This is a genomic window from Brevundimonas halotolerans (assembly GCF_003730275.1).
GTDB lineage: Bacteria > Pseudomonadota > Alphaproteobacteria > Caulobacterales > Caulobacteraceae > Brevundimonas > Brevundimonas halotolerans.
In genome coordinates, this window is the sequence record NZ_QTTA01000010.1 from 273,483 (window position 1) to 294,362 (window position 20,880).

General features: G+C 66.7%; 16 protein-coding genes and 1 tRNA gene. 7 read left to right on the forward strand and 10 right to left on the reverse strand.

Going from position 1 to position 20,880, the window contains the following annotated elements:
- Nucleotides 1–8: 8 nt before the first annotated feature.
- The 7 genes from EG854_RS04785 to EG854_RS04815 all read right to left on the reverse strand — a co-directional run bounded on the left by EG854_RS04785 (nt 9) and on the right by EG854_RS04815 (nt 10,602).
- Entirely contained in the window at nt 9–830 is an 822-nt protein-coding gene (locus EG854_RS04785) for a carbohydrate ABC transporter permease (RefSeq protein ID WP_164461853.1), read from the reverse strand.
- Nucleotides 827–1,780, reverse strand: coding sequence for a carbohydrate ABC transporter permease (locus EG854_RS04790; RefSeq protein WP_241153131.1), 954 nt, complete (start codon nt 1,778–1,780; stop codon nt 827–829). The genes EG854_RS04785 and EG854_RS04790 overlap by 4 nt, the downstream gene beginning before the upstream one ends.
- Complete coding sequence (locus EG854_RS04795; protein WP_123286574.1) at nt 1,777–3,054, reverse strand: sugar ABC transporter substrate-binding protein; 1,278 nt, start codon at nt 3,052–3,054, stop codon at nt 1,777–1,779. Before EG854_RS04795 ends, EG854_RS04790 begins: the two co-directional genes overlap by 4 nt.
- The gene (locus EG854_RS04800; protein WP_123286575.1) at nt 3,051–4,487 is read right to left on the reverse strand and encodes a glucoamylase family protein; all 1,437 of its coding nucleotides are present in this window, start codon (nt 4,485–4,487) and stop codon (nt 3,051–3,053) included. Before EG854_RS04800 ends, EG854_RS04795 begins: the two co-directional genes overlap by 4 nt.
- A gap of 97 nt (nt 4,488–4,584) precedes the next feature.
- A complete protein-coding gene (locus EG854_RS04805) occupies nt 4,585–7,626 on the reverse strand; it encodes a TonB-dependent receptor (RefSeq protein ID WP_241153132.1) in 3,042 nt (1,013 codons plus the stop codon).
- A gap of 1 nt (nt 7,627) precedes the next feature.
- A complete protein-coding gene (locus EG854_RS04810; protein WP_123286577.1) occupies nt 7,628–8,716 on the reverse strand; it encodes a LacI family DNA-binding transcriptional regulator in 1,089 nt (362 codons plus the stop codon).
- Nucleotides 8,717–9,105: 389 nt separating this feature from the next.
- Nucleotides 9,106–10,602 carry a carboxylesterase/lipase family protein gene (locus tag EG854_RS04815; protein WP_241153133.1) on the reverse strand — a complete coding sequence of 499 codons (1,497 nt, stop codon included), beginning with the start codon at nt 10,600–10,602 and terminating at the stop codon, nt 9,106–9,108.
- Between the two features lie 155 nt (nt 10,603–10,757).
- Here EG854_RS04815 and EG854_RS04820 point away from each other — a divergent pair, with 155 nt between their 5' ends.
- Both EG854_RS04820 and EG854_RS04825 read left to right on the forward strand, forming a co-directional pair.
- Nucleotides 10,758–12,266: a PAS domain-containing protein gene (locus EG854_RS04820; protein WP_241153134.1), complete on the forward strand. Its 1,509-nt coding sequence runs from the start codon at nt 10,758–10,760 to the stop codon at nt 12,264–12,266.
- Nucleotides 12,263–12,643: a response regulator gene (locus tag EG854_RS04825; RefSeq protein ID WP_123286580.1), complete on the forward strand. Its 381-nt coding sequence runs from the start codon at nt 12,263–12,265 to the stop codon at nt 12,641–12,643. Before EG854_RS04820 ends, EG854_RS04825 begins: the two co-directional genes overlap by 4 nt.
- Here the strand turns inward: EG854_RS04825 and EG854_RS04830 are convergent.
- Complete coding sequence (locus EG854_RS04830; protein ID WP_123286581.1) at nt 12,630–14,219, reverse strand: phytoene desaturase family protein; 1,590 nt, start codon at nt 14,217–14,219, stop codon at nt 12,630–12,632. The genes EG854_RS04825 and EG854_RS04830 overlap by 14 nt on opposite strands.
- Nucleotides 14,220–14,358: 139 nt before the next feature.
- Between EG854_RS04830 and EG854_RS04835 the strand changes: the two genes are divergently transcribed.
- On the forward strand, nt 14,359–14,868 hold the full coding sequence (locus EG854_RS04835; protein ID WP_123286582.1) for a hypothetical protein: 510 nt from the start codon (nt 14,359–14,361) through the stop codon (nt 14,866–14,868).
- A 139-nt stretch (nt 14,869–15,007) separates the two neighbouring features.
- On the opposite strand, the gene EG854_RS04840 is transcribed toward EG854_RS04835, so the two are convergent.
- Nucleotides 15,008–15,099, reverse strand: a tRNA-Ser gene (locus tag EG854_RS04840).
- 139 nt (nt 15,100–15,238) lie between these two features.
- Here EG854_RS04840 and EG854_RS04845 point away from each other — a divergent pair.
- Genes EG854_RS04845 through EG854_RS04860 form a run of 4 tightly spaced genes read left to right on the forward strand, consistent with a single transcriptional unit; the run spans nt 15,239 to nt 20,145 of the window.
- A complete protein-coding gene (locus EG854_RS04845) occupies nt 15,239–16,810 on the forward strand; it encodes an exopolysaccharide biosynthesis polyprenyl glycosylphosphotransferase (protein WP_123286583.1) in 1,572 nt (523 codons plus the stop codon).
- A 13-nt stretch (nt 16,811–16,823) separates the two neighbouring features.
- Nucleotides 16,824–18,275 (forward strand): lipopolysaccharide biosynthesis protein, encoded by a 1,452-nt coding sequence (locus EG854_RS04850; RefSeq protein ID WP_123286584.1) that lies wholly within the window; start codon nt 16,824–16,826, stop codon nt 18,273–18,275.
- Entirely contained in the window at nt 18,272–19,207 is a 936-nt protein-coding gene (locus EG854_RS04855) for a glycosyltransferase family 2 protein (protein WP_123286585.1), read from the forward strand. The genes EG854_RS04850 and EG854_RS04855 overlap by 4 nt, the downstream gene beginning before the upstream one ends.
- On the forward strand, nt 19,207–20,145 hold the full coding sequence (locus EG854_RS04860; protein WP_123286586.1) for a glycosyltransferase family 2 protein: 939 nt from the start codon (nt 19,207–19,209) through the stop codon (nt 20,143–20,145). Before EG854_RS04855 ends, EG854_RS04860 begins: the two co-directional genes overlap by 1 nt.
- Here the strand turns inward: EG854_RS04860 and EG854_RS04865 are convergent.
- Complete coding sequence (locus tag EG854_RS04865) at nt 20,142–20,843, reverse strand: P-loop NTPase family protein (RefSeq protein ID WP_123286587.1); 702 nt, start codon at nt 20,841–20,843, stop codon at nt 20,142–20,144. The two genes, EG854_RS04860 and EG854_RS04865, sit on opposite strands and share 4 nt — an antisense overlap.
- Nucleotides 20,844–20,880 lie beyond the last annotated feature (37 nt).

Sequence of the window (20,880 nt, forward strand, 5' to 3'; positions counted from 1 at the left end):
CTCCTTACTCAGCCTTTGACGCTGCCCGCCAGCATTCCCCGGATGTAGTAGCGCTGCAACGCGAGAAAGAGGATCAGCACGGGGGCGACGGTGATGACCGAACCGGCCATCATCATTTCAATGTCCTGCACATGCTCGCGCGACATGGCGGCCAGCGCGACCGGCAGGGTGTAGTTTGACTGGTCTGTCAGGATGATCAATGGCCAGAGGAAGTCGTTCCAGCTGCCGAGGAAGACGAACAGGCCCAGCGTGACGATGATCGGCTGCATGGTCGGCAGCACCACGCGGCGGAAGATCTGGCCCTCGCTGGCGCCGTCGACGCGGGCGGCCTCGAGCATCTCGTCGGGGATCGACAGGGCGTACTGGCGCACCAGAAACAGGCCGAAGATGGACGCCAGCCACGGCACCAGGGCGCCGGCATAGGTGTTCACCAGCCCCATGCCCTTGAGCATCAGAAACAGGGGAAGCGTGCCGATCTGGGCCGGGATGACCAGGGCCCCGATCAACAGTTGAAACAGGCGGTCGCGCCCGGCGAACTTCAGCTTGGCAAACGCGTAACCGGCCGGAACCGTGAAGCCGAGCGCCAGAAGGGTGGCCATGGTGGCCAGCGCAAAGCTGTTCCACAGGTACTGGCCCATGCCCTGGGTGACGAACAGGGTGCGGTAGTGTTCCAGCGTCCAGCTGTCGGGCAGCAGCGGCGGCGGGAAGGTTGCCGCCTCGCCGGTCTGCATGAAGCTGACAGAGACCATCCAGGCCAGCGGGAACAGGACCATCAGGGCGATGAATGCCACGGCGACATTCAGCGCGATGACGCGGGGCTTCAGCTTCATGACGTGGCCCCCAGACGCTTCGACACCCACAGCTGGATCAGGGTGATGGCGAAGATGCACAGGAACAGGATGAAGGCGACGGCCGAGGCGGAGCCGAGGTTCCACCATTTGAAGCCCTCTTCGTACATGAAGTAGAGGACGGTCACGGTCGACTGGGCGGGCCCCCCTTGCGTCATCACATAGGGCTCGGCGAACAGCTGGAAGAAGGCGGCGACCGAGATGATGCTGACCAGCAGCAGGGTCGGCGCGATGGCCGGCAGGGTCACGTGGCGGAACTGCTTCCATGGGCCGGCGCCGTCGATGCGGGCGGCCTCGTACAGCTCATCCGGGACGGTCTGAAGCACGGCCAGGAAGATCAGCATATTGTAGCCAAAGGTCTTCCAGACCACGAACATCAGGATGGCCGGGATGGAGGTCGAGGGCTGGCCCAGCCAGTCGACGGCGGGCAGGCCGACCGAGGTCAGGCCCCAGTTGATGATGCCGTAGCGGGTGTGCAGCAGGTAGTTCCAGAGCACTGCCGTGGCGACCAGGGTCGTCACATAGGGCGCAAAGAACATCACCCGCCAGATCGGCCGCCACAGCACCATGCGGGCGTTCAGAATGACGGCGGCGGCCAGCGACACGGCCAGCGTCAGGGGCACGCCCAGCACGCTGAACCAGACAGTGTTCCTCATCGCCCCCCAGAACAGGGAATTACCCAGCAGGTTCTGGTAGTTGTCGAGACCGACGAAGCGCAGATTGTTCAGATCGGCCAGCGCATAGATGTCGAAGTCGGTCAGGCTGAGCAGCAAGGCCGAGACCATCGGAATGACGAAGAACAGCCCGATGGCGATCAGGGACGGGGCGACAAAGCCCCAGGCGGCGCGGCTGCGCTTGCGGTGATCCGAGCGGCGGGGCGGTCGGGTCGCCTCGCGCGTGGCGGCGGGGGCCGTGACGGTCTGCATGGTCATGAGGCCCCTCCCCGCTCCAGCATCCAGCGGCGTTTTTCAAGCAGGCGGTCGGCGCGGCGGTCAATCTCGGCGGCGGCGGTCTCGGGCGTATACTCGCCGCGCACCATGCGTTCGGCGACGATCTGCATTTCGGTGACGATCCGCTCCCACTCAGGGGCCTTGGGCACGGCCTCGGCGCGGGCCAGCTGGGCCTTGAACGGCTGGATCATGGGATCGGAGGCCAAGGCGGGCGCCTCCCATGCGCTTTGGCGGGCCGGGAGGCTGCCGGTGATCTGGTTGAAGCGGACCTGGGTCTCGGGCTCGAGCAGGTAGCGGACCCAGGCCCAGGCGGCCTCGGGGTGGCGGGTGGAGCGGAACACGGCCAGCGAGGAGCCGCCGGGCGCCGAGGCCCCGGGGCCGGTCGGACCGGGAATGCCGGCGGTGGCCCATTGGGTCTCGGGCGGCAGGCGACGGCGGAAATCGCCGATCGACCACGGGCCGGAGAAGTAGAAACTGAAATAGCCGCGCTGGAACTCGGTCCAGACGTTCGAGATCTGGGTGGCGGAGACCAGCGGGGCCAGACCCTCGTCGAACAGGCTCTTGTAGAAGGCCAGCGCGGCGATGAAGCCGGGGCTGGAGAAGTTGCCGCGCGTCGCCTGATCGGCGAGCAGGGGTTCGTCGGCCTGAAGCCCGAAGGTCAGAAGCTGCTCGAACTCATTGACCGGCAACAGGATTGCATAGTTGCCCTCGCCTGCCACGCGCTTGATGGCGTGCATGGAGGCCTTCCACTCGGCCCAGGTCGTGGGGACGGTGTCATAGCCGGCGCGGGACAGAATATCGGTGCGGCAAAACAGCAGGCGGGTGTCGACATACCAGGGCGTGGCGACGGCCTGACCGTCGACACGGTTGGTTTCCAGCACCGCCGGGAACTGGTCGGTCAGCAAGTCGGAGGCGAAGGCCGGCGTGGCCGACAGGGCGCCGATGGCGGCCATTTCGGAGACCCAGGTGTTGCCGATCTGGCTGATGTCCGGGAGGGAGTCGCCGGCGTAGGCGGTCAGCAGCTTCTGGTGGGCGGCGGTCCAGGGCACGGCCTGGACCTCGACGGCGATGCCGGGATTGCGGCGTTCGAACTCGGGCACCAGTTGTGGCACGGCCGTGCCCTCGGCGCCCATGGCCCAGAAGGTCAGATGCGTACGCCCGTCGCTGCGGCCTGTGCAGCTCGCCGTCGCAAGCGCGGCCGTCGATCCGGCCAGCCAGCCCAGTGCCGTCCTGCGGTCGGGCCGGACCAGCGTCATGCGCGATCCAGCCAACCGCCCTCGAACCCGGCGCGCTGCAGGCCCCGGATCAGATTGGGCTCGCCGTGCATGTGGTTCCAGACGAGGTTGGTGCGGTGGTTCTCGATCATGACCACGATCGGCCCCTGATCGATGCCCAGATAGTCGCCATTCACCCAGCCGATGTCAGGCACGATCTGGCCGTGCCGGAGCGGTCCGTCGCGCTCGGTCAGCGTCGGGTTGAAGGAGTCGAGGAAGCCCCACTGCGTGTACAGGGCCTCGCCATAGCGGGCCTTCATGGCCTTGAGGCAGGCGGTCACCGCATCCGGCGCGAAGGGCATGGAGGCCATGGCGGCGGTCGGGGCGATGGTGCCGTCGTCGCGCTCGCCCGGGCCACGGGCCGAATAGCTGAAGAACTCACGCTCGCGGCCGTCGACGGTCTGGGTGAAGTCGCCCGGTCCGTCGCAGGCGGTCAGGCCCCAGACCTCGGCGTCATAACCCACCCAGCCCATGGGGTTGGTGCGGGCGTAATACTGCTGCGCCTCGGCGGCGCGGACGCTGTTCTGGAAGTAGTCGAAGTCGCCGATCTCGGCCGATTTCTCGCGCATCCAGGAGTCGCGGATGCCGCGGAAGTCGATGAACATATGGCTGTACTGATGCCCGAACATCGGCGCGAAATGCAGGTGCGGCGAGCCGTATTCGTCGGTCCAGCTGTCGCCGTAAGCCGAGCACCACTCGGTCCAGACGTCGGGCGACACCGGATGGGTCTCGCTACCCATCGCCATCAGCAGGACGATCATGCCCTCGTTATAGACGTGCCAGTCGTAGGGGATGTGGCCCGTCTCGGGGTGCCAGCCCATGGAGATAAGGTTGGGGCGGGCGACGGCCCAATCCCACTCGACCCGGTCGTAGATAGCCTGGGCCTTTTCACGGATTTCGGTCTCGCCGGCGTCGTCGCCGTCGAAATAGCGGGCCGCGAACAGCATGCCGCCCAGCAGCAGGGCGGTGTCGACCGTCGACAGCTCGGTCGTGCCGAAGCGGTGGCCGGTGTCCATATCGAGGAAGTGGTAGAAGAAGCCCTTGTAGCCGGTCATGCCGGTGGCCTCGGGCCCCTGGGGCGCATCGTGGAAGAAGCGGATGGTGGTCAGAGTGATGTCGCGGGCCTCCTCGCGCGTCATCCAGCCGCGTTCGACGCCGACCGGCCAGCAGGCCAGGGCAAACCCGACGGCGGCGACCGACGAGAAGGACGGGGTGGGCCAGCGATCCGGCGTCAGGCCGGTGCGCGGGTCGGTGACATGGCGGAACCAGTCAAAGGTGCGCTTTTGCAGTTCCTCGACATCGGCATCGAGGGTGACAGGAGCCCCAGGGGCGTCGCTCTGACCACGTCCGCAGGCAGCAAGCCCCACAAGACCCGCACCCGCCACCGAAGCCAGAAGAAACCGTCTGCGATCCATGATCACACCTTACGCGACTGTCGGGCCAAACCCGAAAACACAAAAAAGAGGGGCCGCCCCCCCACGCACGGTGAGAGGCGGCCCCAGGCTCAGGAGATCAGAACTTGTAGCGAGCACCGATCTGGAACGTCCGCGTCGGGAACAGAACCGACGACGGCTGTCCGAAGTTCGGGTTCGGGTTCGTTGCCGAACCGGTACCGCCATCGAAGCCGTTGTAGTTGTCGAAGTTGAAGACGTTGATCGCGTCCAGATAGACTGACAGTTCCGAACCGTTCGGCAGGCCGATGTCCTTGGTCAGGCGCAGGTCCAGATTCCGGTACGCAAAGGCGTTCGGAATGATGAAGCTGTACTTCTCAGGCTCGCCGCCATACGGGCGGAAATAGAAGCGCGAACCGGTGCCGTCGAACACGTTGAACGGCGTGCCCGATCCCAACGTCAGTATACCCGACAGCTGGAAGTCCCACGGCAGATCGACGATGCCGTTGGCGACGATGCGGTGCTCTTCATCATTGGCCGAAGGCCGGGTCGGCGAGGTCTCGACGCTGAAGCAGTCGAAGCAGAAGGCATCGTTGCCACCGTTCTGGGTCGATTCCGACCAGGTGTAGGCCACGTTCATGCCCCAGCCGGATTCCCGCGTGTAGGGCTTGTCCAGCTTGACGTAGAGGGCGGTGAACTCGCGCTCCTTGTTGTGGTCCGAGACCAGGTAGGTCCGGTACGGGTTCGAGCCGCTCGGCGAGCAGAAGCCACCGTTGTCGCCGAAGCCACCACCGTCGTTGCCGAACGTAGGTTCGCGGCAGCGGTTCAGATACTGCCAGGTGAACTCGTTTTCGGTCTTGCCATAGGCCAGGGTGAACTCGGTCTGCCAATCGCCGAAGCGCTGACGGACACCCAGGTTGAACTGATCGGTGCGCGGCGGTTCCCACTCGTTCTGGAGCAGGAAGGCCTCACCCCGCCCGGCGATGGTGGCGAAGACCGGATCCAGACCGGCGGCCGTACGATAGGACTCCTGCCACAGGATCGGGTCACCGGCCGAGCCGGACGCCACGCCCGGCGGCCCGCCCGTGGTGCTGAAGAAGACGTTCTGGCGGATGTCGTTCGGCTTGACGATCTCGTCGTACGAGAAGTTGAAGTTGATCCGGTCGTAGTAGCGACCGGCCCCACCGAAGATCACCGTCGCGCGGTCTCCGAACACATCATACGAGAAGCCGATCCGGGGCTGGAAGGCGCCCATGAACGGGTCGCGGTTGTCACCGGTCGAGATGTAGTCGTCGCGATTGAACCAGCTGGGGGCATAGCCGGCGGGCTTGCCACCGTCCGTGGAAGCGATCCACTGGTCCAGACCCGCGATGACGCTGGCGGGGGTGACATAGTCCTTGTTGCCGGCGTTCGATTCATAGTCCCAGCGGAGGCCGAGGTTGATCTCGAGCTGATCGGTGATCCGCCAGTCGTCCTGAACGTACAGGCCGATGACCGTGTTATCGAGGTCGACGTTCGGGAAAGACCGGCCCAGTTCGACGCGGTACGGAACCGTGGTCGAGCCGCTCAGTTCCGGACGGCCGTCCACGTCGTAGTAGAACTGCGGGTTGCGACCAAACTGCTTCAGGACCTCATAATTCTGCATCGATATCTTGCCGCCGATCTTGACGGTGTGGAAGCCGTTCATTTCCAGCTGGTCGAATGTCAGATCGTTGCGGATGGTGAAGGCGCGGTCGTGGATGTCCTGGGCACTGTCACGACCGCCCAGGTTGAGGATCGTGGCCCCGCCGAAATAGTCGGGCTGGAAGCCCGGCATACCCGGATTGGTGTCGTTTTCGAACAGGCGATAGCTTTCGCCGGCGTCGCTGAAGTTCAGGGCGCCGGGGGCGTAGTTGTAGTCCCGGTAGTCGACGGCGAGTTCATTCAGGAAGCCATTACCCTGCCACTGCCAGCGCAGGTTGCTGGTCAGGGTCTGCTGGCTGAGGTTGGTTGCCCGCTCATAGGCATTGGCCCCGCCGAAATCGCGGATGTCGAACTCGTCGCGATAGGTGACCGACCAGTCGACGAGGTGACCTTCGCGCGGCTGCCAGCTGAGCTTGCCGAAGAACAGGTCTTCCTCGAACGGCGCCGCGAAGGTGCCGATGTATTGGCCGAACTGGGTCTGGAAGCGCGGATCCTGACGGCCCAGGTTGACCACGGCCGCGCGGTTTTCTTCCTTGCGCTCATAGGTGCCGAAGAAGTGGAGACGGTCGCGAATGATCGGGCCGCCGAAGGCAACGCCCCACTGCTCGACGCTGAGATCGGCCTTTTCATCCCCGCGACGTTGCGCGAAGACGTCCTGCTCGATCATGCTCTGGTCGCGGTAGGACCCGAAGATCTCGCCCTCGAACTCATTGGTGCCGGAGCGGGTCACGGCCGTGATGATGGCCGAGGAGGCCTGTTCATACTCGGCCTTGAAGTTCTGGCTGATGACCCGGAACTCCTGGATGCCGGCCTGCGGGAACGGGTTCCCGCGGCTGTCGTCCTGACCGATGATGCCACCGGCGATGACGTTCGACTTGAGGCTGGCGCCATCGATGAAGGCGTTCACCGATTCCGCGCGCTGGCCACCAGCGGTGATGGTCTGTTCCTGCTCATTCACCGAGACCCGGACACCGGGGGCCAGGGCGGCGAAGTTCAGGAAGTTGCGGTTGATCTGCGGCAGGGTCTCGATCTGCTGGGTCGTGACGTTGGTCGCGATTTCCGGGGTCCGGACCTCGGGCAGACGGCGGCCGACGACCACGATGTCATCGACGCTCGTGCCGCCGGGGACGCCCGCGACGACCGTGCCGCTGACGTCCAGGTCCAGGTCACCGACCTGGCCGACGCCGATGGTGACGACGTCGCTGGCGGTTTCACCCTCGGCGGTCGTGACGGTGATCTCATAGGTGCCGGGGCGCAGGCCCGACAGGACGTAGCCGCCGTTGGCATTGGCAGTGGTCCGCGAGGTGAACCCCGAGGCCACGTCGCGGGCCACGACCGTGGCGCCGGCTTCGCCGACACCGCTGTCGGTCACTTCACCCCGGACGGTGGACGTCGCCACCTGGGCCGTGGCCATTCCAGCCATGCCCAGCGACACGGCCATGGCGAGGGCGGAGGCCGCCCCCAGATATCGAATGTTCATTTTAGCCATCCTGGTTTTCCCCCTGAGCGGAAGCTGTCACGCCCGACGGCCGCCCGTCCGCCGCGCGTGTGGTTGAGACCGACGCCCGGGTGGACGTTCGGATCACGAGTTCAGGCCGAACGACCTCGCAGGCGGAGGACGACTGGGTCGCCTCACGTCCGGCCTGCGCGGCCTCGATCTGACCGACCAGACGCTGCAGGGCGCGGCGTCCGGTTTCGGCAATACGAATTCTGAGGGTGGTCAGGCCGGGCCTGACGAGGGCGGCGATCGGCACATCGTCGAAGCCGACCACGGCCACATCCTCGGGGCAGCGAACGCCGGCCTCCTGGAAGGCCAGAAGGGCCCCGATGGCCATCATGTCATTGCCGCAGAACACACCGTCGAAGCGGCGCGGGGCCGCCATCAGCGCTTGGGCAGAGGCATGGCCGGAGCCCTGGTTGAAGTCGCCCTCGACCACATGCGGCTCAAGCCCTGCTTCGGCCATGGCCTCGAGATAGCCGGCCAGGCGGGCCTCGGCCTCAAGGTTTCCGGCCGGACCGGCGATGTGGGCAATCGACCGGCATCCCGTGGCCAACAGGTGGTCCACTGCGGCATGCGCGCCGCCATTGTTGTCGACCACGATCGACGGGAGGGTGCTTTCGCCTGCGCCGCCATGCATGAGCACGACGGGCAGGCGTCCGGCCATGGCGGTCGCCAGATTGGCCGAGTCGATCTGGGGCGACAGGACGAACAGGCCGTCCACGCGTCCGCGCATCGAGCGGATCGCGGCGGCGGCGCCGTCTGCGTCGTCATGGGAGCTGGAGACGATAAGGTGATAACCGTGCTCGCGCGCGGCCAGATCCATGCCCCGGATCAGTTCCGAGAAGAACTCGCCGTACAGGTCGGGCAGGATGATGCCGAGTGTATTGGTCTTGCTGGTCGACAGGCTGCGGGCGCCGCTGTGAGGCACATACTGCAGGGCCTCGGCCGACTCGAGAATTCGCTTGCGGGTTTCCTCGGTGACGGTGTCCGAGCCGTTCAGAGCGCGCGAAACAGAGGCCACCGAAACCTGGGCATGACGCGCCACATCGCGAATTGTAGCCGGTTTCATTTTCCGGCCTCGCAGACTGGCGAAGGACATCGATGAAAGGTCACGTGTACAGGCTCCCTGGACAATCCAGCCGTGCCGACCCCTTGGCGAGGTTCGTCGGTCAAATCGTGTAATCGGTTACATGACACACGAGTCATGAGACGCGCAAGTGCCCCGATTTGGGCACAGGGCCACGGGGCCGTGGGGCCACACCTCCCTGCCCCTGCTCTCACACACGGCGATGTTCGGCACCGGATAACGTCGTTAACGCTGTATATCCTGATATTTTTCGTATGCCGATCCGCTGTCGGGGGCCGGGCCGTAGCCGCCTCGAACGGCCGACGTGCTGGCACTGGCGCGCCACAGTTCAGTCCAAAATGTCACGGGAGCGCGGCCCGATGGGCGGCTCTCTATCCCCCGGGACGCACCCGAGCATAGAAGGATTCGATCAGATCCAGGCGCTCCGCATGGGGCATCGGCCGGGCGACCGGCCCGTCATTGGTGAACTCCAGCAGCCGGTCCGGCGCCGCCCGGACATCGGGCCATATAGCCGCTGTCGGGGCGTTCGGATCACCGGCCCGTGCGAAGCGGGTCCAGTAGCCGGCCATGGCATCGGCGGCGTCCTGATCGCGCTGGCCCAGAGGCCGACCGACGGTGTCGAGCGTATCAAAGACATAGGGGCGCTCGGAAGCGTGGGTCGCGCCGCCGCTGGGCTCGGGGTTGGATTCCGGCACGACATCGAAACGGTAGAGGAAGGTCGGATACCCGGCCGCCGCGTGCAGGCGCGTCAGATGGCGGGCGGGCTCGTTGAAGATCAGGTCGCTGACGATATGGGCGTCATAGCCGTCGGGACCGCCATACGCCGCCAGCAGGGCGTCGTGCTCGACCTCGGTCAGAGCGTCGTCGGTGCGGCCGTAGGCACCCGCGTCAACAGGACGGATCCACCAGAACTCGGCGCTGTTGGTGCCAAGGATCAGGGGCACGGGAGCCTGACGCCCGGCGGCAAAGGCCTCGACCACATCCTCGGGCAGGATGATGCCGTCGACGATCAGATTGTCCGAATAGAAGGCCGGCATGGGGCTGAGCAGGACTTCCGCAGGTACGGCGCGGAGCTGTGCCGCATCGGCATCGGCGGGCAGGCCGGCGCTGCGGGCAAAGGCCACACCCAGCGATTGGGCCGAGGGCCTGCCCGGGCGGTCCAGCGCCAGTTCGGCGGATCGCTGACGGCCCAGGCCGGACTGGACGATGGCCTTGTGGAACAGGCCGCATGCCGAGGGGGCGACCATCAGCTGGGTGACGGCCACGCCGCCTGCGGACTCGCCGAAGATCGTCACATTACCGGGGTCACCGCCCAAAGCCGATATATTGTCGCGTACCCATTCCAGCGCCGCGATCTGGTCCATGACGCCATAGTTGCCGGCGGGCTCATCCGCTGGACGCTCTACGGCCAGCGCCGGGTGATCGAAGAAGCCGAGGCGGCCGAGGCGATAGTTGATCGTCACCACGACGACGCCGCGCCGGGACAGCGCACTGCCATCGTAGAGAGCCGCCGTGCCCGAGCCGTTGTTGTAGCCGCCACCGTGGATCCAGACCATGATCGGCAGAGGCCCGTCCCGCTCGACCGGGGCCCAGACATTGAGCGTCAGGCAGTCCTCACTCATCGGCAGGGGGCCCACGCCGGGATCGCCGTTGGCGGGCGGCTGGATGCAGAGGGCGCCATAGTCCGTGGCGTCCCGTACGCCGTCCCAGTCCGGGGCCGGAGCCGGGGGACGCCAGCGCCGCTCGCCCACCGGCGGCGCAGCATAGGGCAGGCCCTTGAAGGCCACGACATCGCCCGAAACGACGCCCTGCGCGGCCCCGTTTTCAAGCCGGACGAGTTCGACGGGATCGGGCACAGGCTCAGACATGGGCGCAAGGACCATCATCAGGGAAAGCAGACCGGAGAGTATCATCGGGCGACCCTAGACGTCGGCTCCGACAATCCCAAGTCAATCACTTGACATCCGTCGGGAACCGCTTTCGGGATCAGGCGTTTCGACGGCTTCGTCGAGGGGGCTGCCGCTTGAAGTATCTTGAGTTGAGCGATGTGGCAGCGCGGGACATGGCCCGCGCGTTCGATGCCTCGCCCAATCCCTACACCATGCTGACTACCGACTTCTGTTACGTGGGGGTCAACCAGGCCTATCTGGATGTGGTCGGGCGCGAGCGGGATGACCTGATCGGTCGCAATCTGTTCGACCTGTTCGACGGAGGCGGCCAAGGCGATCAGGCGCGCGAGAATGCTCGCCAGCTGAGGGCCTCGTTCGAGCGGGTCCTGTTGACCGGCGAACCGGATCACCTGGCCCTGATCCACTATCCTATCGAGATAACCGATGCCGACGGCCGGACGCGGATCGAGGATCGCTACTGGAGCGCGACCCATACGCCGATCCGGGATGTCGACGGTCAGGTCGCCTACATCCTTCAGCACACGACGGACATCACCGAACTGCAGAACCTGCGCAAGCGCGTGATGGGCGACCGGGACAAGGCCACGGTCACCGACCTGCTCAGCAGCAACGTCATGGCGCGGGCCGAACACCTGCAGACCGACAATCTCCGCCTGCAATCAGAACGCAACCGACTGCTCGACATCTTCATGCAGGCGCCGGGATTCATCGCGGTGCTGACCGGGCCGGATTTCGTCTTCCAGATGCACAATGAGGCCTATGCCGAGCTGACCGGCCACAGATCCCTGAACGGCAAGCCTGTGGTCGAGGCCCTGCCCGAGATCGTGGCCCAGGGATTCCTCGACCTGCTGAAGCAGGTGCGGGAGACCGGCGATGCCTTCGAGGGGCACGCCATGCCCGTTCAGCTGGGTACCGGACCGGACGGCGCCCTGCGCACCCGCTACCTCGACTTTGTCTACCAGCCCCTGCGGGACGGCCAGGGCGATGTGGCGGGCGTGTTCGTGCAGGGGCACGATGTGACGGACGTCGTCGAGGCCGGCAATCGGCAGAAGCTGATGATCGACGAGCTGAACCATCGTGTGAAGAACACGCTGGCGACAGTTCAATCCATTGCCATGCAGACGGCACGGACACATGCCGAGCCCGAGACCTTCGCCGAAGGGTTTCAGGCGCGTCTGATGTCGCTGTCGCATACCCACAACCTGCTCACGCGCACCCACTGGGAGGGGGCGGAGCTGGCGGATATCCTGACGCATGAGACCGAGGCCCACGGCTCCATGCGTATCCTGCCGAACGGGCCGGTCGTGTCACTAGACCCGGCCCAAGCCCTGTCGCTGGGGATGATCTTCCACGAACTGGCCACCAATGCCGCCAAGCACGGTGCTCTACAGTCCGGCGACGGCCGCGTCCTGGTCGACTGGTCCATTCAGGATGCGACGGTGTCGCTGGTCTGGCGTGAGATCGATGGTCCGCCGGTCGTGGCGTCCGAACATCGCGGGTTCGGCAGTCGTCTGATCGAGCGGAATGTGCGTCATGATCTGGCGGGACAGTCCCGCTTCGACTATGCCCCTGACGGGTTGATCTTTTCACTGACCTTTCCACTCGAGAGAACCGCGTCATGAGCATTCCGGGACTGGAGGGCCGAACGGTATTCGTCGTCGAGGACGAATCGCTGGTCGCCATGCTGCTGGAGACCATGCTTGAGGACATGGGCTGTACGGTTTTCGGCACGGCGGCTCGCATTGAGGACGCGCTGGAGATGATCGCAGGAGATGCCCGGCCCGATGCGGCACTGCTGGACGTCAACGTCGCCGGCCAGACCGTCTATCCCGTGGCCGAGGCGCTGGATCGCAAGGGCGTGCCGCTGGTGTTCTCGACTGGCTACGGCCAAGGTGGGCTGGCCGAGGGGTGGGAGGGCCGGCCGACGGTCCAGAAGCCCTATACCGAGGCCATGATCCGAGACGCCCTGATGCGGGTGCTGGACATCAAAAACGCCTGAAGTCGCGGATCACGGACCGGGCCGCATTATGGCCGGGCGCGCCGGTCACCCCGCCGCCCGGATGGGCGCCGGATCCGCACAGATAGAGCCCCGGCACCGGCATACGGTAATCGGCATGGCCCAACACCGGGCGCGCGCTGAACAGCTGATCGAGACTGAGGCGGCCGTGGAAGATGTCGCCGCCGATCAGGCCGAAGCGTCGCTCCAGATCACGCGGCCCGAGCGCCAGCCGGCCGACGACAGAATCCCTGAACCCCGGGGCCTGGGCCTCGACCGTATCGATCATCAGGTCGGCGACCGCATTGCGGTGCGTATCGGCCAGATCGGGGGCAACGTGCTGACAGAACAGGCTGGCGACGTGGTGCCCCTCGGGGGCGAGGCTGTCGTCGAGGGTCGAGGGGATCAGCATCTCGACGATCGGCTGGCGGGACCAGCCGTCGCGGCGCGCGTCCTGATACGCCCGGTCCATATAGTCGAGGCTGGGGGCGATGATGATGCCGGCGGTCAGGTGGTCGCCGACCCCCGGCCGGGCCGTAAAGTCCGGCAGGCGATCCAGCGCGACGTTCATGCGAAAGGTGCCCGAGCCCGAGACATACCGGTCCATCCGCTCGCGGAAGTCGGAGGGCACCACGGCCGGATCGACCAGCCGGTCGAACAGCAGGCGCGGATGCAGGTTCGACACGACCGCCCGACCCCGCACGACTTCGCCCGCTTCGGTGACGGCGCCGACGGCCCGGCCCCTTTCGGTCAGCACCTCGGCGACGGGGGCGTCGAGGGTGATCTCGACGCCCGCCTCCACGCAGGCGGCGGCCATGGCCTGGGTGATGGCCCCCATGCCGCCGAGGGCATGGCCCCAGGCCCCGCGCTTGCCATTCACCTCCCCGAACACATGGTGAAGCAGAACATAGGCCGAGCCCGGTGTGTACGGACTGCCATAGGCCCCGACGACGCTGTCGAAGCCGAACAAGGCCTTGATCGGGTCGCTTTCGAACCAGCCGTCCAGCCATTCCCCGGCCGAGCGGGTGAACATATCGACGAGGTCGCGCTGTGTGGTCTGGTCCAGCGTCTTGACGCGCAGGCCCAGCGCCCCGGCAGCCAGCGCTGGCCCGAGGCTGGAGAGTCCGAGGCCCGGGGTCAGGTTCGGCGGGGCCTTGAGGATCTGGTCGCGCAGCACATCGGCCACGGCGTCCAGCCTGCGTCCATAATCATCCAGCCGTACCGCATCGCGCGCGGAGAAGCGGGCCACCTCGCGCGCGGTCAGCCCCCCCTCGCCCACCGACAGGCTGTCGCCGTCCGGCAGGGGAAGGAAGTTCGACATGCGCCGCTCGACAACGCGAAGGCCATGGCGGGCCAGCTGCATGTCGGCGATCACTTTGGGATTGAGCAGGCTGACGGTGTAGCTGGCCGTCGAGTTGCGATAGCCGGGATGGAATTCCTCGGTGATCGCCGCACCGCCGACGACGGGACGTCGCTCCAGCACCCGCACCTTGAGCCCGGCGCGCGCCATATACCAGGCGCAGACCAGCCCGTTGTGGCCCCCGCCCAGCACCACTGCATCCCACGTCTCACGCGCCATTCTGCCTCGCTTCGCTCTCGCCTTGGGAGGAGCCTAGTCCGGGAGAGGACCTGAGGGAATCGATTCCCCGGCCCGTCACGGACCGTCAGTCGACAGAACGCGGGTCCGGGTTCACAAATGGCCGCAAAAGGAGGGAAGTATGTTTCGATCCAGACCTGTCCTGACCGGGGCCCTGTCGCTCGCGTTCTCACTCGCGGTGATGACACCCGTCGCCGCCCCGGCCCGCGCGCAGGACGGAGGCATGTGGCAGGTCTATATCGCGGGCGTGCCGCTGAGCTGTGCCAGCTATTACGGCGAGCCGGTGCGCATCTACATGACCCGCGACCTGAACAATGTCGGCATCGCCACGCGGGTCCAGAATGGCCAGCCGATCATCGTCATGAACCCCGATGTTCTGGCCCGCTTTCAGCCGCTGGTGCAGGTGTGGTGGTTCGCTCACGAGTGCGGGCACCATGCGCTCGGTCCCTACAACAGCGAGACCAATGCGGACTGCTGGGGTGTGCGGGTGCTGCGCGATCAAGGCTTCATCCGCAATGTCTATGATCTTCAGGCCTTTGCCTATGACCTCAGCAGTCTGCCGGGCAGCGCCGTGGGGCATCTGCCCGGGCCGCAGCGGGCGCAGAACGTGATCAACTGCTCCCTGACCTGAGTGGCCACGACCTCGACGCCGCAGCGGGTCAGCCCGGCCAGCTGAGTTCCGAAACGCACAATCAGGTCGATACGAGTGTCATCGGCCGCTCGCCGCGCTGATCCGATTGAATGCGACAGGCTCAAAGCGGGAAGGGATCTGGCGGAGACGGAGGGATTCGAACCCTCGGTACCCCTTACAGGGTACGACGATTTAGCAAACCGTTGCCTTCAGCCACTCGGCCACGTCTCCGGCAGGCGCCGTCGATAGCCGAGCCGGCGCGGGTGCGCAACAGGCTGTTCAGCAGTGATGACAGGCTTGTGCGTTAACGGGACAGTCAGCCGCATGTGGTGTGGTGTGGGCCACTGTCGACAGGAAGCCGCCCTGCCCCATGCCCAACCCGCTCGCCAATGCCATCGCCGATGACGTGACCGGTTCGACAGGCGAGCTGGATGCCACAGGCCTGCAGGCGCTGGCGCGCGCATCGCTGTCGGACGACGCTTCGGCGGACGAGGCGGCCAGTCACAAGCGGGGTCCCTTCCGGCCCGGGGTCTGGCTGAATGCGCGGGAACGGGCGCGCGCGCGCCTGTCGGTTCACTATTTTCATGCCATCGACGTGCTGGTGGCAACGATCGTCACTCTGCTGAGCCTTTTCCTGCTGACACCGCAGGGTCTGGGCCAGGCGAGCGTCGGTAATGTGCTGCCGGTGGGTCTGGGGGCGGTGGTCACCCTGGGCCTGATGCGGTCGATCGACATCTACCGCTTTGGTCGGGACACCTCGGGCATCATACACCTGGGCACGGTCGGCGGGCTGGTAATGGTCGGCGGTCTGGCAGCCGTCGCCGCCGGGCTGGCTCTGGGCGGCAGCAATTTCACCCTGTGGCTGGTCTGGCCAGCCCTGATGATCGTCAGCCTGTACGGCCTTCACCTGTGCTGGCTGGAGTTGATCCGGCGCATGCGGACGACCGGAGCCCTGACCCCCAACGTCGTGCTGGTCGGGGCCACCAAACATGCCGAGGCCATGATCCGCGAAGCCATGCAGCGGCGCGACCTCAACATCATCGGTGTGTTCGACGACCGCATGGCGCGGTCCCCCAAGGCGGTCGAGGGCGTGCCGGTTCTGGGTGACAGCGAGGCGCTGATGGCCCATCGCATCCTGCCCTATGTCGACCGCGTTGTTCTGGCCATCGATCCCAAGGCGGAGGAGCGGGTGCGCGACCTGACCCGCCGTCTGGGCGCGCTGCCCAATCCGGTCAGCCTGCTGGTCGATACGGCGGACGGAAAACTGCGCGCGGCGGCCATGGACCGGTTGGCGCGGACCCGACTCGCCCGCCTGAACGGGCCAGTCGATGACGACCGCCGGGCCTTCAACAAGCGGCTGCAGGACATGATCATTGGGGGCATCGCCCTGATCCTGCTGATGCCGGTCATGGCGGTCATTGCCGTGCTGGTGAAGATGGACAGCCCCGGGCCGGCCTTTTTCCGCCAGCGACGCCACGGCTTCAATCACGAGGAGATCGTGGTCTGGAAGTTCCGGACCATGAAGCAGGAGGCGGCCGACGCCACGGCCAGTCGCCAGGTCACCCATGACGACGACCGGATCACGCGTCTGGGCAAGGTCCTGCGCTCAACCAGTCTGGATGAGCTGCCGCAGCTTCTGAACGTGCTGAGGGGCGAGATGAGCCTGGTCGGGCCGCGCCCCCACGCCATCGGCATGAAGACCGGCCAGATCGAGTCCGCGCGACTGGTCGCCGACTATGCCCACCGCCACCGGATCAAGCCTGGCATGACCGGCTGGGCCGCCATCAAGGGCTCGCGCGGGCCCCTGCACACGGCCCAGGATGTGCGGCGCCGCGTGCAGCTGGACGTCGAATATGTCGAGCGGCAGTCGTTCTGGATGGATCTGTGGATCATGATGGTCACCGTGCCCGTGCTGCTGGGCGACCGGCTGGCTATCCGGTGAACGGCGGGTCCTGATGTTCTGGCGCGGTGTCTGGGGCTATCTGCCCGCCAATATTGTTCAGGGGCTGGTCGGCTTTCTGACGCTGGTGCTGTTTACGCGCCTGCTCAGCCCCGACGACTTCGGGCGCTATGCCGTCGCCTTTGCCGTGTTCAGCCTGACCCATGTGGCGGTGTTCACCTGGATCGAAGCGGCCATGGCGCGCTTCTGGGCCGCCGAGAGCCAGGGGCCCTCGCTGGCCGACCATTTCGCCGGCCTCTATCAAGCGACCTTTGCCCTGACGCTGATCTTCCTGCCGGTCATGGGGCTGGCCCTGTGGCTGTGGCCCATGGACATGGAATTCCGGATCGCCGTGGCGGTCGGCGTGGCCGGTGTGCCGATCCGCTGCTTCGCTCGGCTGGCGCAGGAGCGCTATCGGGCTTCCGGCGAGGTCACGAAGTCGGCGCGGCTGGACATGCTGACCAGCATCGGCAGCCTGGGTTTCGGGGTGCTCTTTGCGCTGCTGGGGGCCGGTGCTGCGTCGCCGCTGCTGGGACTGGCACTGGCGCCGCTGGTGCTGCTGCCCTTCGTGCTGCCGGCCGAGTTGAAGTTTGCACGAGGCGGTCGAGCCGATCCGCAGCGGCTGCTGTCCTATGCCCGCTATGGCTACCCCATCGCTGTGTCGCTGATGCTGACCCTGGTGCTGAGCTCCACCGACCGGATCCTGCTGGCGGTGTTTCTGGATGAGGCCGCGACGGGCGCCTATCACGCGGCCTACAGCCTCGCGAACCGGACGCTGGATGTGCTGTTCATCTGGCTGGGTGCGGCGGGCGGGCCAGCGCTGGTCATGGCACTGGAGCGGCACGGTCTGTCCGGATTGAAAGAAGCCGCGCGCGAACAGGCCTCGACCTTCCTGTTGATCGGCATTCCGGCGGCGGTCGGTCTGGCGCTGGTGGCCCGGCCAATGGCGGAGTTCATGATCGGTGAGGATCTGCGCGGGGCGGCGGCGGCCATCACCCCCTGGATCGCCTTTGCGGCCCTGATGTCGGGGTTGTCGAGCTATTACTTCGGACAGGCCTTCACGCTGGGCAAGCGCACCAGTCTGCTGTTTGTGACCATGGCCATTCCGGCGCTGGCCAATGTCCTGCTGAACCTGATCCTGATCCCGGCCTACGGGGTCATGGGCGCCGCCTGGGCCACTGCGGCCAGTCTGGCACTGGGCCTGACCTCGGTCATCGTGATCGGGCGACGGGTCGTGGCCCTGCCCATTCCGGTCGACAGCCTGATCCGCATTGCAGTAGCCTCGGTGGCGATGGCCGCCGTGGTCATGGCCCTGCCCTCGCCGGGTGGCTTCGTCGAGCTGATGCTGGATGCCGGGGTGGGTGCCGTCGTCTATGGGCTGGTCGCCATTACGCTCAATGCGGCGGACGTGCGCGATGTGCTGGTGGAGCGCTATCGGCGACTGAGAGCCCGAGGGGCCCCGGCATGAGCCGCGCGCGGATGACCGACAGCCCGGCCTATGAGGCGGCCCAACCGATCCTCTCGGTGCTGATCCCGTTTTTGAGGGATGATCCCGCCGCGCTGCTGGTGCGGCTGGACGCCGAGGCTTCGGCGCTGGGCGGGGCTGTCGAACTGGTCGTGCTGGACGACGGGACGGGGGATACGGCACTGACCGCCGCCCTCACCCGGCAGCTCAGGGAGGCAGGGCTGCCCGTGCGCCTGATCACCCTGACGGCCAATGAAGGCCGGGCGCAGGGGCGTAACTGGCTGGCAACCGCGGCGCGGGGCCGGACCTGGCTGTTCCTTGACAGCGACATGCGGCCGGACCGGCCGGACTTCCTGAAGGCCTGGGTTGCCTTGGTTCAAAAGCACGACCCCGCCGTCGCATTCGGCGGCTTTTCGCTGCTGCAGGCACCGACGGACGCGCAATTCGCCGTGCATCGGGCGCTGGCGACACGATCCGAGTGTCTGCCCGTCGAGGTGCGCCGCCTGAACCCCGAGAAGTACGTCTACACCTCGAACCTGCTGGTCCGGCGAGATGTGTTCGAAAGCGAGGCCTTTGATCCCGGCTTCACCGGCTGGGGGTGGGAGGATGTGGAATGGGCCATGCGGGTCTCGCGCGCCCACCCGGTCCAGCATGTCGACATCCCCGCGACCCATATGGGGCTGGACACGGTCGAGAGCCTGATACGCAAGTATGAGCAGTCGGCGGGGAATTTTGCCCGGGTGATCGCGCGGCATCCGGACATCATCGCCACCTATCCCAGCTATCGCGCGGCGCGATATATCCGTCGCCTGCCCGGACGGGGGATGCTGCGAGGGCTTGCCCGGACGTGGGCGCAGCGAGACGGATTGCCGGTCGCCAGCCGGGCCTTTGCCCTGCGATTGTACCGCGCCGCCCTCTACGCCGAGGCAGTGTGATGAGCCGGGTAGCCATTATCGTCCCCACACTGCGACGCCCGGAGGGGCTGGTCAGCGCGCTGGCGTCGCTCATGGCGCAGCAGGGTGTCGAGGGGTGGCTGACCGAGGTGGTGGTGGTCGACAATGACCGCGAGCCCAGTGCGCGCGCGGTGGTCGAACGCTTTCAGGGGCAGGCCTTTCCCGTCATCTATGTGCATGAGTCGACGGTCGGCGTGGCCTCGGCGCGCAACGCCGGGCTGGCCGCGACGGACGCCCCGCTGATCGCCTTTCTGGACGATGACGAGATCGCCTCGCCCGGCTGGCTGGCCGCGCTTCTGGCCACGCAAGCGAGCAACGGCGCGGATGTGGTGTTCGGCCCGATCCGGGGACGCGCGCCCGAGGCCGCCGCCGACGTTCGCCCGTATCTGGAAGCGTTCTTCGGGCGGGCCGGACCTGACCGTGACACGCTGATCGATCACCCGTTCGGCTGCGGCAACAGTCTGATGGTGCGGGCGACCGCCCTGCCCGGCCCGGGGCCGTTCGAGGTGCGCTGGGACCAGTCGGGCGGCGAGGACGACGCCCTGTTCGCCGCCCTGAGCGCGCGCGGCGGCCGGTATGGCTGGTCGGCGGCGGCATGGGTGGACGAGGTCGCGCCCGCCCACCGCGCCAATCTGGCCTATACCCTGTCGCGCGCCTTCGCCTATGGCCAGAGCCCGGCCCAAGCCGCATGGGCGAAGCGGGACATGGCAGGCGTGATCAAATGGATGGCGGTGGGTGCGGTGCAGGTGCTCGGCTGGGGCCTGATCGCAGTGCCGCTAACCCTGCTGCGACGCCCCGGGCGCGCCCGGGCGCTGGATCGGGCGGCGCGGGGTTTGGGCAAGATCCTGTGGATGCCGGGACTGGAGCCGCGCTTTTACGGCGCCTCGGAACTGCAGCGACTGGACCGCGCCGGGAGCTAGGCTGACCGGCGGCGCAGCAGGGTCGGTGCCCGATAGGTCGACCGGTTGACGACCACCCCCGCGATACTGCCGCCGACAGCTTCGATCTCATCGCGCAGGGCGACGGGCGCGGACGCCTCGGTCGCCTGACCGGCCACCACCAGCACAGAGACGTCCGCCAGCGGGGCCAGAACCAGCGCCAGATCGCTGCGATCGGCAGACGGGGCGTCGATGACGATGGTCTCGGCATGGGCGCGGATGGCGTCCCAGTAGCGGCTGTCGTCGGTCGCCTCGACGCGTTGGCCGGAGCGCAGGATTTCCTGATTGAAGCGGGTGACCCACAGGCGACCGCCCAGAGCCGGACGGGCGGTCAGCAGGCGTGCGGGGGCCACGGCTTGGCCATCCCGCCCCACCAGCGGCGGGCTGACGGCAAAGAAGCTGGATCCATCGGGCGATGCCTGGGCAGGGCGCCCGAGCTGGCCGAACCGGTCGGGTTCGCGGCCCACGGTCTCCATCTGGCCCTGCTGGACGAGGTCGGCATCGATCAGCCACACGGGGCGGCGGGCGCGCACGGCGGCGAGGCGGGCGTATTCCCGCGCGACGGTCGAGGTCCCCTCGCCCGCCAAGGCCGAGACAAACAGGATCACCCGGCCGCGATGCCGACGGCCCGGCCCCAGGGCGGCCCACAACTCTGCCATTTCAGTTGTCAGGTCGATCATCGAATCGCAATCACACGCGCCACTACACCGATGAAGC

Coding starts and splice junctions, on each gene's coding strand:
- EG854_RS04785 (WP_164461853.1), bottom strand. CDS start 830: ATGAAGCTGAAGCCCCGCGTCATCGCGCTGAATGTCGCCGTGGCATTC.
- EG854_RS04790 (WP_241153131.1), bottom strand. CDS start 1,780: ATGACCATGCAGACCGTCACGGCCCCCGCCGCCACGCGCGAGGCGACC.
- EG854_RS04795 (WP_123286574.1), bottom strand. CDS start 3,054: ATGACGCTGGTCCGGCCCGACCGCAGGACGGCACTGGGCTGGCTGGCC.
- EG854_RS04800 (WP_123286575.1), bottom strand. CDS start 4,487: ATGGATCGCAGACGGTTTCTTCTGGCTTCGGTGGCGGGTGCGGGTCTT.
- EG854_RS04805 (WP_241153132.1), bottom strand. CDS start 7,626: ATGAACATTCGATATCTGGGGGCGGCCTCCGCCCTCGCCATGGCCGTG.
- EG854_RS04810 (WP_123286577.1), bottom strand. CDS start 8,716: ATGAAACCGGCTACAATTCGCGATGTGGCGCGTCATGCCCAGGTTTCG.
- EG854_RS04815 (WP_241153133.1), bottom strand. CDS start 10,602: ATGTCTGAGCCTGTGCCCGATCCCGTCGAACTCGTCCGGCTTGAAAAC.
- EG854_RS04825 (WP_123286580.1), top strand. CDS start 12,263: ATGAGCATTCCGGGACTGGAGGGCCGAACGGTATTCGTCGTCGAGGAC.
- EG854_RS04830 (WP_123286581.1), bottom strand. CDS start 14,219: ATGGCGCGTGAGACGTGGGATGCAGTGGTGCTGGGCGGGGGCCACAAC.
- EG854_RS04835 (WP_123286582.1), top strand. CDS start 14,359: ATGTTTCGATCCAGACCTGTCCTGACCGGGGCCCTGTCGCTCGCGTTC.
- EG854_RS04845 (WP_123286583.1), top strand. CDS start 15,239: ATGCCCAACCCGCTCGCCAATGCCATCGCCGATGACGTGACCGGTTCG.
- EG854_RS04850 (WP_123286584.1), top strand. CDS start 16,824: ATGTTCTGGCGCGGTGTCTGGGGCTATCTGCCCGCCAATATTGTTCAG.
- EG854_RS04855 (WP_123286585.1), top strand. CDS start 18,272: ATGAGCCGCGCGCGGATGACCGACAGCCCGGCCTATGAGGCGGCCCAA.
- EG854_RS04860 (WP_123286586.1), top strand. CDS start 19,207: ATGAGCCGGGTAGCCATTATCGTCCCCACACTGCGACGCCCGGAGGGG.
- EG854_RS04865 (WP_123286587.1), bottom strand. CDS start 20,843: ATGATCGACCTGACAACTGAAATGGCAGAGTTGTGGGCCGCCCTGGGG.